This window comes from Bradyrhizobium sp. USDA 4341 (genome assembly GCF_054063755.1).
In genome coordinates this window covers 6,997,534-7,011,841 of record NZ_JBSSGO010000002.1, presented here as the reverse complement: position 1 = coordinate 7,011,841, position 14,308 = coordinate 6,997,534, and the positions used below count along the sequence as shown (strand labels likewise).

The 14,308-nt window shown below is 66.3% G+C and carries 13 protein-coding genes; all 13 read right to left on the bottom strand.

All coding sequences use genetic code 11. The features are described 5' to 3' along the window. Positions 1-32: 32 nt before the first annotated feature. The 13 genes from ACVIGB_RS39195 to ACVIGB_RS39135 all read right to left on the bottom strand — a co-directional run bounded on the left by ACVIGB_RS39195 (position 33) and on the right by ACVIGB_RS39135 (position 14,305). Positions 33-1,067, bottom strand: a complete 1,035-nt coding sequence (locus ACVIGB_RS39195) for an ABC transporter ATP-binding protein (protein ID WP_456718666.1) — start codon at positions 1,065-1,067, stop codon at positions 33-35. After that, positions 1,064-2,068, bottom strand: a complete 1,005-nt coding sequence (locus ACVIGB_RS39190; RefSeq protein WP_456718667.1) for an ABC transporter ATP-binding protein — start codon at positions 2,066-2,068, stop codon at positions 1,064-1,066. The genes ACVIGB_RS39195 and ACVIGB_RS39190 overlap by 4 nt, the downstream gene beginning before the upstream one ends. A 2-nt stretch (positions 2,069-2,070) precedes the next feature. After that, positions 2,071-2,964 (bottom strand): ABC transporter permease, encoded by an 894-nt coding sequence (locus tag ACVIGB_RS39185; RefSeq protein WP_456718668.1) that lies wholly within the window; start codon positions 2,962-2,964, stop codon positions 2,071-2,073. Further along, positions 2,961-3,911, bottom strand: a complete 951-nt coding sequence (locus ACVIGB_RS39180; protein ID WP_456718669.1) for an ABC transporter permease — start codon at positions 3,909-3,911, stop codon at positions 2,961-2,963. The genes ACVIGB_RS39185 and ACVIGB_RS39180 overlap by 4 nt, the downstream gene beginning before the upstream one ends. Before the next feature lie 76 nt (positions 3,912-3,987). Beyond that, on the bottom strand, positions 3,988-5,418 hold the full coding sequence (locus ACVIGB_RS39175; RefSeq protein WP_456718670.1) for an amidase: 1,431 nt from the start codon (positions 5,416-5,418) through the stop codon (positions 3,988-3,990). 105 nt (positions 5,419-5,523) lie between these two features. Then, a complete protein-coding gene (locus tag ACVIGB_RS39170; protein ID WP_456718671.1) occupies positions 5,524-6,462 on the bottom strand; it encodes a carbohydrate kinase family protein in 939 nt (312 codons plus the stop codon). A gap of 9 nt (positions 6,463-6,471) precedes the next feature. After that, positions 6,472-8,124, bottom strand: coding sequence for an FGGY-family carbohydrate kinase (locus tag ACVIGB_RS39165; protein WP_456718672.1), 1,653 nt, complete (start codon positions 8,122-8,124; stop codon positions 6,472-6,474). 27 nt (positions 8,125-8,151) lie between these two features. Continuing rightward, a complete protein-coding gene (locus ACVIGB_RS39160; RefSeq protein WP_076866630.1) occupies positions 8,152-8,925 on the bottom strand; it encodes an SDR family NAD(P)-dependent oxidoreductase in 774 nt (257 codons plus the stop codon). Positions 8,926-9,011: 86 nt separating this feature from the next. Then, positions 9,012-10,019, bottom strand: a complete 1,008-nt coding sequence (locus tag ACVIGB_RS39155; protein WP_092116643.1) for an ABC transporter ATP-binding protein — start codon at positions 10,017-10,019, stop codon at positions 9,012-9,014. A 16-nt stretch (positions 10,020-10,035) separates the two neighbouring features. Next, positions 10,036-10,866 carry a carbohydrate ABC transporter permease gene (locus tag ACVIGB_RS39150; protein WP_092116645.1) on the bottom strand — a complete coding sequence of 277 codons (831 nt, stop codon included), beginning with the start codon at positions 10,864-10,866 and terminating at the stop codon, positions 10,036-10,038. 4 nt (positions 10,867-10,870) lie between these two features. After that, positions 10,871-11,743, bottom strand: a complete 873-nt coding sequence (locus ACVIGB_RS39145) for a carbohydrate ABC transporter permease (RefSeq protein WP_171947724.1) — start codon at positions 11,741-11,743, stop codon at positions 10,871-10,873. Positions 11,744-11,879: 136 nt separating this feature from the next. Next, complete coding sequence (locus tag ACVIGB_RS39140; protein WP_092116649.1) at positions 11,880-13,193, bottom strand: ABC transporter substrate-binding protein; 1,314 nt, start codon at positions 13,191-13,193, stop codon at positions 11,880-11,882. 158 nt (positions 13,194-13,351) lie between these two features. Beyond that, complete coding sequence (locus tag ACVIGB_RS39135) at positions 13,352-14,305, bottom strand: sugar-binding transcriptional regulator (RefSeq protein WP_456718673.1); 954 nt, start codon at positions 14,303-14,305, stop codon at positions 13,352-13,354. Positions 14,306-14,308 lie beyond the last annotated feature (3 nt).

The window sequence follows — 14,308 nt, the reverse complement described above, 5'->3', positions numbered from 1 at the left end:
TTCATCAGCCTGGGCTGGTCCCGCACAATAGACTAACCGGCCTCCGCGGCCACCGGCGGCAGCGCCATCACGGCTTCGGCGTAATGGCAGGCCGCCAGATGGGCGTCTCCGACGCTGCGTAGCGCAGGCGCGGCCTCGCGACAATGCTGGTCGGCCAGGGGACAGCGCGGCGCGTAGGGACAACCGGCCGCAGCCGACGCCTGCGAACCGATCGCCTGCGCGCCGCGGCGGCGCCGGACGCGACCGGCCCGGGCGCGCGGAACCGCATCCAGCAGCGCGCGCGTATAGGGATGGGCGCTGTGGGCGAACAGATCGGCGGGCCGCCCCTGCTCGACGATCCGCCCGAGATACATCACCGCGATCTCGTCGCAGAGCAGATCGACAACGGCGAGGTCATGGCTGATCAGGATGTAGCTCAGACCGAACTCGTCCTGCAGGTCCTGCATCAGATTGAGCACCTGCGCCTGCACCGAGACGTCGAGCGCCGAGACCGGCTCATCGGCGACGATCAGCTTCGGCTGGGTGATCAGCGCCCGCGCAATCGCGATGCGCTGGCGCTGGCCGCCGGAGAATTCATGCGGAAACTTGTCCATGTCGGCATCGCGCAATCCGACCTGCCGCAGCACCTTGGCGACACGCTCGCGCAGGCTGCCGCGATCGATCCGCCCGAGCGCGGTCAACGGCTCGGCAACGATCCGCGCGATGGTCTGCCGCGGATCGAGCGAGCCGTAGGGATCCTGGAACACCATCTGGAAATCGCGGCGCGCGTGGCGCAGTTCGTCCGGCGGCATCCGGTTGAGGTCGCGGCCCAGCAACGACACCGTGCCCGATGTCGGCCGCTCCAGCGCCATCGCCAGCCGGGCAAACGTCGATTTGCCCGACCCGGACTCGCCGACGACGCCGAGGCTCTTGCCTGGCTTGACCCGCGCTGTGACGCCGTTGAGCGCGTGCACCTGCGTCGCCGGCTTGAACAGACTTTCACGCGGCAGCGTGTAGCGTTGCGCGAGATCCGTCACCTCGAGCAGCGGCGTCGCGGACGCGGACCGGGGCTGATCGAGCACGGTCATGCGCCGATGCCCCCGGCCGCCATCGAGACGTCCGTCCTGATGCAGCGCACGCCATGGCTTCCGCCGACATCGACGACAGCCGGCAGCGCCGCGCGGCAACGTCCTTCCACGATCGCGCAACGATCGGCGAAGGTGCATCCCGCGGGCAAGTCGGCCAGCTCCGGCACGGTGCCGGCGATGGTCGTGAGCCGCGTCCCCTTGCGCGCGCCAAGCCGCGGGCGGGCGCGGAACAGGCCCTGCGTATAGGGATGGCCCATCCGGGTGAACACGGCATCCGTGGCGCCGCTTTCGACCACGGTGCCGCCATACATCACCATCATGCGCTCGACATTCTCGGCGATCACGCCGAGATCGTGCGAGATCAGGATCATCGACATGCCGCGTTCCGCGACGAGATCGGCGATCAGATCGAGGATCTGGCCCTGGATCGTGACGTCGAGGGCCGTGGTCGGCTCATCGGCGATCAGCACATCGGGCTGGCAGGCCAGCGCCATCGCGATCGTGATGCGCTGGCGCTGGCCGCCGGAAAACTGGTGCGGATAGGCATCGACCCGCTTCGCCGCATCGGGTAGCCCGACGCGATCGAGCAGGGCGATGGCTTCCTGCCGCGCTTCGGTTGCCGAGACGCCGGTGTGACGCCGCAGCGGCTCGGCGACCTGATGCCCGATCGTGTGCATCGGATTGAGCGCGGTCATCGGCTCCTGGAAGATCATGCTGATGCGGTTGCCGCGCAGCTTGCAATAGGCCGCATCCGGCAGTCCGACGAGTTCCGCGCCATCGAGCCGGATGCTGCCGCTGATCACGGCGCTGTCGGGCAGCAGCCCCATCAGGGCCAGTGCGGTGACCGACTTGCCGCAACCGGATTCGCCGACCAGCCCGAGCGTCTCGCCGCGGCGAAGCGCAAAGCTGACGCCGCGGACGGCCTGCGCCGGGCCGCGGCTGGTGTTGAGCCGGACGCCCAGGTCCTTCACCTCGATCAGCGGCGCGCCTGTGTCAGCCATGCTCAACGCTCCCGCGCCAGACGGGGATCAAGCAGATCACGCAAGCCGTCGCCGAGCAGGTTGAGCCCGAGCACCGCGATCGCGATCGCAACACCGGGATAGACCGCGAGCATCGGCGACTGGAACAGCAGCGTCTGCGCATCATTGAGCATGCGGCCCCAGGATGGCTGCGGCGGCTGGGTGCCGAGCCCGAGATAGGACAGCGCGGCCTCGGCGAGGATCGCGAGCGCAAACTGGATCGTCGCCTGCACGATCAGGATCGACAGGATGTTCGGCAGCACGTGCTCGATCGTGATGCGGAAGGAGCCCTTGCCCGCGGCGCGCGCGGCCAGCACGAATTCGCGGGCCCAGATCGCATTGGCCGAGCCGCGGGTGACGCGGACGAAGGTCGGGATCTGGAAGATGCCGATCGCGGTGATCGAGGTCACCATGCCGGGGCCCGCGACGGCGGCGAGCATGATGGCCGACAGCACTGCCGGGAAAGCGAAGGTGAAGTCGCTCATCCGCATGATGAGCTCCTCGGTCCAGCCCTTGCGGGCAGCCGCGATCAGACCGAGGCCAACGCCGAAGGTCAGGCCGATGCCGACAGCGATGACGCCGACCATGATGGTGGAGCGCGCGCCGACCAGCAGCAGCGAGACGATGTCGCGGCCGAGCACGTCGGTGCCGAGCCAGTGCGCCGCCGACGGCGGGTGCAGCTTCGAGGCCACGTCGATGTCGTAAGCAGACCACGGCGTCCAGACCAGCGACAGCAGCGCCGCGCCGAGCACGAGCAGGCTGAGCACCGCACCAAGCACGAAGCTGCGATGGCGCAGCGCGCGGCGCCAGAAGCCGGTCACAGGCCTCGCCCCCGGTGCGATCGGCGCTGTGGCGGATGCGGTCAGCGGCGCGCTCACAGGTTGGCGACCTTGATGCGCGGATCGATGAAGGCATAGAGCACATCGACCACGAAATTGACTGTCACGACCATCGCGGCGAGCAGCATCACGCAGTTGCGCACCACGATCAGGTCGCGGTTGGCGATCGATTGGAAGATCAGCCGGCCGAGGCCCGGCAGATAGAAGACGTTCTCGATCACGATGGTGCCGGCCAGCAGATTGGCGAATTGCAGGCCCATGACAGTCATGACCGGGATCATGGCGTTGCGCAGCACATGGCGCCACAACACCTCGCGCTTGCCGAGCCCCTTGGCGCGCGCGGTGCGGACGAAATCCTCGCGCAGCACCTCCAGCACCGCAGAGCGGGTGACGCGGGCCAGGATCGCGGCCTGCACCACGGCAAGCGAAATCGCGGGCAGCAGTAGCGAGCGAATCCCCGCCCAGATGCCGTCATCCCAGCCGGCGAATCCGCCGGCGGACAGCAATTGCAGCTTCACCGAGAACAGCAGGATCAGGAGGATTGCGAACCAGAAATTCGGCAGCGCGATGCCGATCTGGGTCAGCGACATCACGCCGACATCGCCGAGCTTGTTGTGGTTGGCCGCGGTGTAGATGCCGGCGGACAGCGCCAGCACCACGGTGATCAGCATCGACATGATCGCGAGCGGGATCGTCAGCACCAGCCGCTCCGCGATCAGGCCGGCCACCGGCGTGCCATAGACATAGCTGTTGCCGAGATCGCCGACCGCCATGCCCTTGATCCACAGCAAATAGCGAACGGTGAGCGGCTGGTCGAGCCCGAGCTTGACGGTCAGCGCGCGCACCGCATCGGGCGAGGCGTCGGCGCCCATCAGCATCTGCGCGGCATTGCCCGGCAGCGCGTCGAGCACCAGGAAAATGATCAGCGAGGCCGCGAACAGTGTCGCCACCAGGGTCAGGATCCGCCGCAGGAAGAATACGCTCATGCCCGCCCGAAGGGTAAGGAACAGGCCGCAGGTTTCAACATGTTCGCGAACGAATGCAAGCCCTTCGCCGCGTCATTCATGATTTCAGCGCCGGCCAGCGGCCGAGCAGATCGCTCGCCTCTTCGAACAGCGCTGCAACGCGCAGCAGGTCCGCATCGGCCCGGAAGCGGCCGACCAGATGCAGGCCGATCGGCAGGCCGTCGCGGCCGAAGCCCGAGGGAATGCTGATCGCGGGATGCCCGGTCATGTTGAACAGCATCGTCCAGGGAAACCAGTGCGGCCGGACGCTGTCGAAGCTCTGGCCGTCGATGTCGATGGTGCCGAACAGATCCTGATCGATCGGCAGCGCCGTGCGGGTCAGCGTCGGCATCGCGAGCAAGTCGCCACGCGCGAACAGCGACTGCACGCGGCGGAACAGCGCGGTGCGGTCGAACATCGCCTGCTGGTAGTCGACGCCGCTCACCTTTGCGGCGAGTGCGAGTTGCTTCAGGAAGGCCGGGCTGAGGTCATCGGGATGATCGGCCGCGAGCTTCTCGAAGCGCGTGCGCCAGACGGTGTGATTGATGGCACGCCAGATCGGCTCGACGTCGAAGCCGTCGCCGGGAAACTCCTCGAGTTCCGCGCCGAGGCTGGCCAGCCGGTCGAGGCTCGCCTTGAAGCCAGCGGCGACGTCTGATGTCACCGGGCGGCCCGGCGGCGACAGGCAGAACAGCACCCGCCTCCCCCTGAGATCACCGCGCGGCGCCGCACGGTCGAGATAACCCGGCACCGGCACGCCGATCGACCAGGGATCTGACGGATCCTCGCCGGCCATCGCCTGCATCATCAGCGCGGTATCGGCGACGGTGCGGGTGGTCGGCGTGACATAGGTCTGGTTGCCGAACGCGTCTTGCACCTGGCTGTGCGGGATCACGCCGTTGCTCTGCTTGATCCCGACCACCCCGTTGCAGGCGGCGGGAATCCGGGTCGAGCCGCCGCCGTCGGTCGCAACCGCCAGCGGCGCGATGCCGCTCGCGACCGCCACCGCCGCGCCGCCGCTGGAGCCGCCGCAGGAGCGCTCGGCACTCCACGCATTGCGGGTGCGGCCGAACAGCGGCGAATCGGTCAGGCACTTGCTGCCGAACTCCGGCGTCGTGGTCTTGCCGATCAATATTCCGCCCTGCGCACGGAGCCGGGCTACCGCCACGGCGTCATGATCGGGCACATTGTTCCGGTACGGCACCGCGCCGAAGGTCGTGCGTACGCCTTTGGTGCTGACGATGTCTTTCACCGTGAAAGGGATACCGTGCAGCAGGCCGAGCGGTTCACCGGCCATGACCTGGCGTTCCGCGACCTTCGCCTGCGCCATCGCCTCGTCGGCGCACAGCGTGATGAAGCAATTCAGCTCAGGCTGCAGCCGCTCGGCGCGGGCGAGCACCGCGGCGGTGAGCTCGACGGGAGAGACCTCCTTGCGGGCGATGCGCGCACGAAGCTCAACGGCAGGCAGTAAGCAAAGATCTTCGCTCATCGGGACAAAGCGCTCGCGTCAGACGTGGTCGACGCTGAGCATCGTGCCGTGCGGCGTGTCGCAAGTCTATCGTCTTATGCGCATGGCGGCACGCGGCGCGACGGGCTACCAAGTGTCCGCGGGCAATTCCCGGCTCCGCGGCGGATCGGCGCCCGCGCGCGTGCAGGTGAAAGCGGCGCATTTGCAGGCAAACGACAGCGCGCGTGTGAGCTCGGCCGCGCTGATCTCCCGCAATTGCTGCCGCTCGATCCCGTTCAATCGATGCAATGCGGCGAGCAGCGCGGCCTGAAAACTGTCGCCGGCGCCGATCGTATCCACGACCTTTACGGCCGGCGACGCGACCTCGATCGATCCGGCCTCACGATGCCAGGCAGAGGCGCCATCATTGCCGCGCGTAATGACGACGAGCGACGCCCCGCCGGACAGCAGCGCCTCGGCCCGCGCAGCATAGGCCTCATCACCGAACAGATAGGCGAAGTCGACGTCGGACATTTTTACAATGTCGGCCTTGCCACAGAACGCCAGCATGCGGGCGCGATAGGCATCCTTGTCCTTGACAAGGTTCGGCCGGCAATTCGGATCGAGCGAGATCGTCACCTTCGCCCGCGCATCTTCGATGAAGGCCAGCGTCTCGGCCGCGCCCTTGTCATGGACCAGCGTGGTCGAGCCGGTGTGAAGGCATGTGACGCCGTCAAGCGCAATCGCCTCGCGCCGGTAGGTCCAGTTCCGCGATGCGGTGTCCGCGTCATAGAAAGCGTATTGCGTCTCGGTGCCGGTCACGCGCGCAAAGGCGAGCGTCGCCTGGCAGTCGCTGCGCGTCGCGCGGCTGAGATCGACGCCGGATGCCGCGGCGTGATCGGCGATCATCCTGCCGAAGGTATCGGTCGAGATGCCGCCGACAAAGCCGGTGGGAACATCGAGCCGGGCGTTGCCGATCGCGATGTTGAGGCAGGAGCCGCCGGCCGCCGGCGTCAGGGCCTCGCGTCCATCCGCCGTCCGCGACGGCAGGAAATCGATCAGCGCATCTCCGCAACTCAGCAGCATGCAAACACCTCAACCCGGCGCCGCACCGGGCGCCCGTTTCATCGCCTCGCGGCTGTCGCGATCAAGCTGACGCAGCATCTTGTGCACGCCGCGCTTGTTGCGGTGGAAATCGGCCAGTTCGGGCCTGGTCGGCTCGCTCAACCGCCCTAGCGCCGACATGCCGGCCATCGCCGCATTGATCGAATTGTGCGCACCACTGGCGACCGCGCCCAGCATCGCGGCGCCGAGCAAGACGGGTTCTTGCGTCTGCGGCAACGCCACTGTGTAGCCGGTGGTGTCGGCCATGATCTGGCGCACCAGGGGGCTGCGGCTCGCGCCGCCGCCGATCACGATGGTCTTGCCACTGACGCCGTGGGCCTGCAGCGCCTCGATGACGTCGGCAAGCCCATAGGCCAGCCCGCACAGGCCGGCGATGAACAACCGCTCCAGCGCCGACACATCGGTGTCGAGATCGAGCCCCGCGATCACGGCGCGCGAGCCGGGATCGGCATAGGGCGAACGGTTGCCAAGGAATTCCGGCAGGACATGAACGTTGCGCGCGAGCAGTGCTGCCGCGCCGGCATTGCCGCTGCGCGCCAGGATGCGCTTTTCGAGGTACTCGATGACATCGACGCCGTCGTTCTTCGCGGCAAGCAAGACCTCGGCATGCGCCGGATGCGATTTGAGCAGATGATCGATCGCGGCCCCTGCCGCGGATTGACCGCCCTCGTTCAGCCAGAAGCCCGGCACCATGCCTTCGAAATACGGGCCCCAGACGCCGGGCACGAAGCAAGGATCGACCGTCGTCGCCATGATGCAGGCCGACGTTCCCATGATGTAGGCGAGCCGCTGGCAGACATCGACGTCGGCGCCTGAGCCGTCACGGCCGCCGATCGCGCCGACGCCGCCGGCATGGGCATCGATCAGCGAGGCGCCGACCGCGGTTCCCGGCACCAGGCCGAGATCGCGCGCGGCATCTTCCGACAAACCGCGGCCGAGCGGCGAGCCCGGCGGCACGATCTCGGTCCCGATCCGGGCAAAGCGATCCGCAGCGAGCGCCTCGAGCCCGACGCGCTTCAGGAAAGATTCGCTCCAGCCGCCCTCACCGGCCACATAGGTCCATTTGCAGGTGACCGTGCAGGTCGAGCGCGCCAGCGAGCCGGAGGCGCGGAACGAGAGATAGTCGGCGAGGTCGAAGAAGTGACCGGCGGCCTCGAAGGTCGCGGGCAGATGCCGCTTCAGCCAGAGGATCTTCGGGATCTCCATCTCCGGCGAGATGGCGCCGCCGACATAGCGCAGCACGCGGTCGCCGGTCGCGTTGACGAATTCGGTCTCGTCCATCGCGCGGTGGTCCATCCAGACCACAACATTGCGCGCGGGATCGCCGGACGGGCTGACGGTGAGCGGCCGGCCTGCTTGGTCGAGGACGACCAGCGAGCAGGTCGCGTCGAAGCCGATGCCCTTGACGTGTTCGGCCGCGACCGCCGCCTCCCGCATCGCGTTACGCACGGAGGCGACGCAGGCCGCCCAGATGTCATCGGACGATTGCTCGACGATGTCGCCGGGCTCATGCCAGACCCGGATCGGATGCCGGGCCGAACCCAACAGCTTGCCGGCCTCGTCGAATACCCCCGCCCGGGCGCTGGTGCTCCCGACGTCCACCCCGATATAGGCTTGCCGCATGGCCGCTCCGTTATTTCCGGCGCGAGCTTACCAGCAAGTGTAGCCGCCATCGACCAGAACGATGCTTCCGGTCATCAGGCTCGCCGCCTCGGAGGCCAGAAACAGCACCACGGAGGCGATTTCATCGACCTGCCCCATCCGCGCCATCGGGGTTCCACCGATCCAGGCGTCGTACATTCGGGGGCTGTTCTTCACAAAGGCGTTCAGCGGGGTCTCGATATAGGTCGGCGCCACGGCGTTGACGCGGACCCCGCGCGCGCCCCATTCGGCCGCGAGCGATTTGGTCAAGTGATGCACCGCGGCCTTGGAGGCGTTGTAGAAGCACTGCTCCTGCGGCTTGTTGACGATGAAGCCGGACATCGAGCCGACATTGACGATGGTGCCGGACTTCGCCTTCAGCATGTGATTGCCGAACGCGCGGCAGCACCAGAAGGTGCCATTCAGATTGACGTCGATGACGTTGAGCCAATGCTCGTCGGTCACGGTCTCGGCCGGCGTCTCGCTGCGCGCGATACCGGCATTGTTGACGAGGATGTCGACCTTGCCGTACTTGCGCACCAGCTCGTCGGCGACCGCCGAGACGCGCCCGGAATCCGTCACGTCCATCAGCGCGATATCGGCGTCGAAGCCCTTAGCCTTCAGCGCCGCCTGCGCGTCATTGGCGACCTTGGCGTCGCGGTCGCCGATGATGACCTTGGCGCCGGCTTCCGCGAGCGCCTCGGCGCAGGCGAGTCCGATGCCCTGACCGGCGCCGGTGATGATGGCGGTCTTGCCGCCGAGCCTGAATTTCTCGAGATACATTTTCTTCTTCCTTTGCCTAGAGCCCGCATTTTCGCGGGCGTACCGCCCCGGCCAGAGCGAGATCAACTGCGGAGGATGTCCATGCCTTACCCGTGGATCGATTTTCCGCTGTCGTCGAAACGATGGATGCGTGCCGGATCCGGGATCAGCGACACGCGATCGCCGGGATGCAGGTCGAGCTCGCCGACATAGCGCGCGGTCAGCATTCCCAACGCCGCAGCATCGACATAGAGAAAGGTGTCGCTGCCGAGATGCTCGGCGACCGCCACCGTCCCCTGCCAGCCGCCCTGCCCGTCGCGCTCGACCTTCAAATGCTCGGGCCGCACCCCGATGGTGGTCGCGCCCTGCTGCTTTGCGAGCTCGCCGGTGACGAAATTCATCTTCGGCGAGCCGATGAAGCCTGCAACGAACAGGTTGTTAGGCTTCTCATAGAGCTCGAGCGGCGAACCATACTGCTCGATCTTGCCGCCGTTCAGCACCACGATCTTGTCGGCCATGGTCATAGCCTCGACCTGGTCGTGGGTGACGTAGATCGCCGTGGTGCCGAGCTGCTTCTGCAATCGCGTCACCTCGAGCCGCATCTGTACCCGCAGCGCGGCGTCGAGGTTCGACAGCGGCTCGTCGAACAGGAACGCCTTCGGCTCGCGCACGATGGCACGCCCGATCGCGACCCGCTGGCGCTGGCCGCCGGAGAGCTCGCGCGGCTTGCGCTCGAGGTAGGGCGTCAGGTTGAGGGTAGCCGCGGCGGCTTCGACCTTGCGGTTGATCTCGTCCTTGGCGACCCCGGCCATTTTCAAGCCGAACGCGATGTTGCCGCGCACGCTCATATGCGGATAGAGCGCGTAGGACTGGAACACCATCGACAGCCCGCGCTTGGCCGGCGGCACATCGACCACGTTGCGTCCGTCGATCAGGATGGCGCCGCCGGTGACATCCTCGAGCCCCGCGATCAGCCGCAGCAGCGTGGTCTTGCCGCAGCCCGACGGACCGACGAAGACGACAAAGGAGCCGTCAGTGATCTCGAGGTCGGCGCCCTTGATGATGTGAACCGGCCCGAACGATTTTTGCACACCCTGCAGTGTAATCTGACCCATGGCGAAAGCCTTTCTGCTACTTGACCGCGCCGAAGGTCAGGCCGCGGACGAGCTGCCGCTGACTGAACCAGCCGAGCACGAGAATGGGCGCGATCGCGAGCGTCGACGCCGCCGACAATTTCGCCCAGAACAATCCTTCCGGGCTGGAATAGGATGCGATGAACACGGTGAGCGGCGCGGCCTCGAGGGTCGACAAATTGAGGGTCCAGAACGCCTCGTTCCACGCCAGGATCAGATTGAGCAGCAAGGTCGAGGCGAGCCCCGGCACCGCCATCGGCGTCAGCACATAGATCAGCTCGCGCCCGATCGTGGCGCCGTCCATCCGCGCCGCCTCGAGGATGTCCTTCGGGATCTCCTTGAAATAGGTGAACAGCATCCAGATCACGATCGGCAGATTGCCGAGGCACAGGATGAAGATCAGGCCACTTCGGGTATCGAGCAGGCCGAACGTCCGGTAGATCAGGTAGATCGGCACCAGCACGCCGACCGGCGGCATCATCTTGGTGGAGAGCATCCAGAGCAGCACATCCTTGGTCCGCTTGGTCGGCGAGAACGCCATCGACCACGCCGCCGGAATCGCGATCAGCATCGCGATCAAGGTCGACCCGCCGGCGATGATGATCGAGTTGAGCGCATGGTGGAGGTAGTCGCTGCGCTCCTGCACCGTGACGTAGTTCTCCGTCGTCCAGTGGAAGAACAGGAACGACGGCGGGATCGCGAAGGCTTCAAGCTCGGTCTTGAAGCTCGCCAGCACCATCCAGAGGATCGGGAAGAAGATCAGGAAGCCGACCAGCCAGGCCGCCGCCGTCGAGATCACCTTGTTCCGTGTCGTGACCATCCGCGCCATGACGTTACGCCTCCAGATTCCGGCCGACGATACGAACGAGGAAGAACGCAACGATGTTGGCGAGCACCACCGCGACCAGGCCGCCGGCCGAGGCGCTGCCGACGTCGTACTGGATCAGCGCCTGAGAGTAGATCAGGAAGGCGATGTTGGTGGTCTGCAGGCCGGGGCCGCCGCCGGTGGTGACGAAGATCTCGGCGAACACCGTGAGCAGGAAGATGGTCTCGATCAGGATCACCACCGTGATCGGACGCGCCAGATGCGGCAGCGTGATGTAGATGAAGGTCGAGATCGCGCTCGCGCCGTCCATCTCGGCCGCCTCCTTTTGCTCCTCATCGAGCGATTGCAGCGCGGTGAGCAGGATTAACGTCGCGAACGGCAGCCACTGCCAGGAGACGATCAGGATCACCGAGAACAGCGGTGCATCGTTGAACCAGTCGATTGCCGGCAGCCCGAACAGATGCGCGATCCAGGCGAACAGTCCCGACACCGGATGCATCAACAGGTTCTTCCAGACCAGCGCGCTCACCGTCGGCATCACGAAGAACGGCGCGATCACCATCAACCGGACGATCGAGAGCCCGACCACCTGCTGGTCGAGCAACAGCGCCAGCGGCACGCCGAGGATGATCGTGATCGCGAGCACCGAGCCGACCAGCACCAGCGTGTTCTGCAGCGAGGCGAGGAAGGCCGGATCGGTGAGGAAGTAGCGGAAGTTCTCCAGCCCGACGAAGGATTCGGAGCCGGGATCGAGCAGATTGTAGTGCAGGGTCGCGAAGTAGATCGTGAGCGCCAGCGGCACGATCATCCAGATGAACAGCAGCGCCACCGCGGGCGTGAGCAGCGTGCGTGCGAGCAGTTGGGTCTGCTGGGTCGCCATCCCCGCCTCCTTCTTAAGGAAAGGAGCGACCATCCCGCTGCGGGACAGGATGGTCGCGAGTGGCCCAGCCCGGGAGGTTTGAGCTGGTCGGGCGGCCAAGGCGTTCGTCACGCCCTGGCTTTGGTCTTGGGGCGTTCTACTTGATGTAGCCCGCGCGCTTCATCTCGCGCTCGGTCACGGACTGCGCAGCGGTGAGCGCCGCATCGACGGTGGTCGAGCCGGACAACGCGGCCGAGAACTGCTGCCCCACCTGGGTGCCGATGCCCTGGAATTCAGGGATCGCCGCATACTGCACGCCCACGTAAGGCACCGGCTTCACCGTCGGCTTGTTCGGATCGGCGGCATCGATCGAGGCCAGCGTCAGCTTGGCGAAGGGCGCGACCTTCAGATAGTCGGGATTCTTGTACAGTGACGTGCGCGTGCCGGGCGGCACGTTGGACCAGCCGTCCTTCGCGGCGACGAGCTTGGTGTAATCCTTGCTGGTCGCCCAGGCGATGAACTTCTCGGCCGCCTCGACCTTCTTCGAGCCGGCAGGAACCGCGAGACTCCACGCCCACAGCCAGTTGGCGTTCTTGCCGAGCCCGGTGTTCGGCGCCAGCGCGAAGCCGACCTTGTCGGCAACCTTGGAATCCTTCGGGTTGGTCACCATGGACGCCGCCACCGTGGCGTCGATCCACATCGCGCATTTGCCGGCGCTGAACAGCGCGAGGTTCTCGTTGAAGCCGTTGGACGAGGCACCGGGAGGTCCGGCCTGCTTCATCAGGTCGACATAGGTCGTGAGCGTCTTCTTCCATTCCGGCGAATTGAACTGCGGCTCCCACTTCTCGTCGAACCAGCGCGCGCCGAACGAGTTGGACATCGCGGTCAGGAACGCCATGTTCTCGCCCCAGCCGGCCTTGCCGCGCAGGCAGATGCCGTAGACGCCGCCGGCCTTGTCGGTCAGCTTCTTGGCGGCATCGACCACGAAGTCCCAGGTCGGGCTTTCCGGCATCTTCAAGCCGGCCTTGTCGAACAGGTCGGTGCGATACATCACCATCGAGCTCTCGCCGTAGAACGGCGCGGCATAGAGCTTGCCGTCGACCGAGACCGCATCCTTGATCTTCGGCAGCAGGTCGTTGACGTCGTAGTCGGCGCCGAGCTTGTCGAGCGGCACCAGCCAGCTCTTCTTGGCCCAGATCGGCACCTCGTAGGTGCCGATGGTGAGCACGTCGAACTGGCCGCCCTTGGTGGCGATGTCGGTGGTCACGCGCTGGCGCAGCACGTTCTCCTCGAGCGTCACCCATTTCACTGATATGTCGGGGTTCTTCGCGGTGAATTCGCTGGTGAGCCCCTGCATGCGGATCATGTCGCTGTTGTTGACGGTCGCCACCGTCAGCGTGGTCTGGGCGATCGAGGGGGCAGAGATCAAAAGAGCAGCCGCGCCCGCAACGGCGCAAAGGACGTTTTTCAAGGTGACCTCCCTTATGTCACGTTGAGCATATGCCCACGTGTTGAGCGTATGTTCATCCCGTCGTTAAAATTTGTCAAGCACGCCGGTGCGCCGTCCCGCGCGATTGCGGGTTCCAACACAGCCTGGAATGGAGGTTTTTGCGGAAGCGAAGAACGCGCCTAGCGATCCAAAACGGCGCGTGCGGTGGCCTCATCCGTAATGAGGCCGTTGATCACCCGGCCCGCCAGCGCGGCCTTGATCGACGGCACCTTGGCGGCGCCGACGGCCGCGGCGATCGTGGTCGATACCGCGGGGATCTGCGGCGGAATGCTGGTCAGGCGCTTGTTGGTGCCGCCCTTGATCAGGCGACCCCTGGCGTCATAGGCCCAGCCCGTCACCTCGCCGACCGCGCCGAGCCGCATCATCTCCAAAAGCTCTTCGCGGGTGACGAATCCGTCGACATGGACCTGGGCCTTCTGGTCCATCTGGCCGATGCCGATCAGGCGCAGATCGGCCTTGGCGGCGACCGCCCTCACCCGCGCGATCGGATCGATCCGGATCATGCGGTTGCGCTCGTCCTCGCTCGACATCAGGAACGGCAGCGGCATCGGGTAATGCCGCGCGCCGGTGCGGTCGGCGAGCCGCCCCACCGTATCGTAGAAGCTCGCCGAGCCGTCGGCGGAGATGTTGCCGACCAGCGAGACGATCTGATGATCGGGCCGCTCGATCGGCGAGACCCGCTCGACCGCGGCGCGCACCGCGCGGCCGGTGCCGAGCGCCACGATCACCGGCGTCTCCGAGCGCAGCGTCAGCTCCAGCAGATTGGCGCTGCGTTCGGCGATCCCTGCATTCGACAGCGGCGCCGCCGGATCCGATGGCACGACGTCGCAATGCACCAGATCGAACCGCGCCTTCAGCCGCGATGCCAGCTCCATGCAGGCCGCAATGGGGTGCTCGAGACGAAACGTGATCAGCCGCTCGGCAAGACACAGCGACACCAGGCGCTGCGCCGAGGCGCGCGACACCTGCAGCATTTTTGCAATCTCGTCCTGGGTGTGGCCCGCGATGAAATACAGCCAGCCGGCGCGCGCCGCATCGTCAAGGCGAGACTTTTCGTTGTCGGGCGCAGCCATGAT

Coding starts and splice junctions, on each gene's coding strand:
- ACVIGB_RS39195 (WP_456718666.1), bottom strand. CDS start 1,067: ATGACCGTGCTCGATCAGCCCCGGTCCGCGTCCGCGACGCCGCTGCTC.
- ACVIGB_RS39190 (WP_456718667.1), bottom strand. CDS start 2,068: ATGGCTGACACAGGCGCGCCGCTGATCGAGGTGAAGGACCTGGGCGTC.
- ACVIGB_RS39180 (WP_456718669.1), bottom strand. CDS start 3,911: ATGAGCGTATTCTTCCTGCGGCGGATCCTGACCCTGGTGGCGACACTG.
- ACVIGB_RS39175 (WP_456718670.1), bottom strand. CDS start 5,418: ATGAGCGAAGATCTTTGCTTACTGCCTGCCGTTGAGCTTCGTGCGCGC.
- ACVIGB_RS39170 (WP_456718671.1), bottom strand. CDS start 6,462: ATGCTGCTGAGTTGCGGAGATGCGCTGATCGATTTCCTGCCGTCGCGG.
- ACVIGB_RS39165 (WP_456718672.1), bottom strand. CDS start 8,124: ATGCGGCAAGCCTATATCGGGGTGGACGTCGGGAGCACCAGCGCCCGG.
- ACVIGB_RS39160 (WP_076866630.1), bottom strand. CDS start 8,925: ATGTATCTCGAGAAATTCAGGCTCGGCGGCAAGACCGCCATCATCACC.
- ACVIGB_RS39155 (WP_092116643.1), bottom strand. CDS start 10,019: ATGGGTCAGATTACACTGCAGGGTGTGCAAAAATCGTTCGGGCCGGTT.
- ACVIGB_RS39150 (WP_092116645.1), bottom strand. CDS start 10,866: ATGGCGCGGATGGTCACGACACGGAACAAGGTGATCTCGACGGCGGCG.
- ACVIGB_RS39145 (WP_171947724.1), bottom strand. CDS start 11,743: ATGGCGACCCAGCAGACCCAACTGCTCGCACGCACGCTGCTCACGCCC.
- ACVIGB_RS39135 (WP_456718673.1), bottom strand. CDS start 14,305: ATGGCTGCGCCCGACAACGAAAAGTCTCGCCTTGACGATGCGGCGCGC.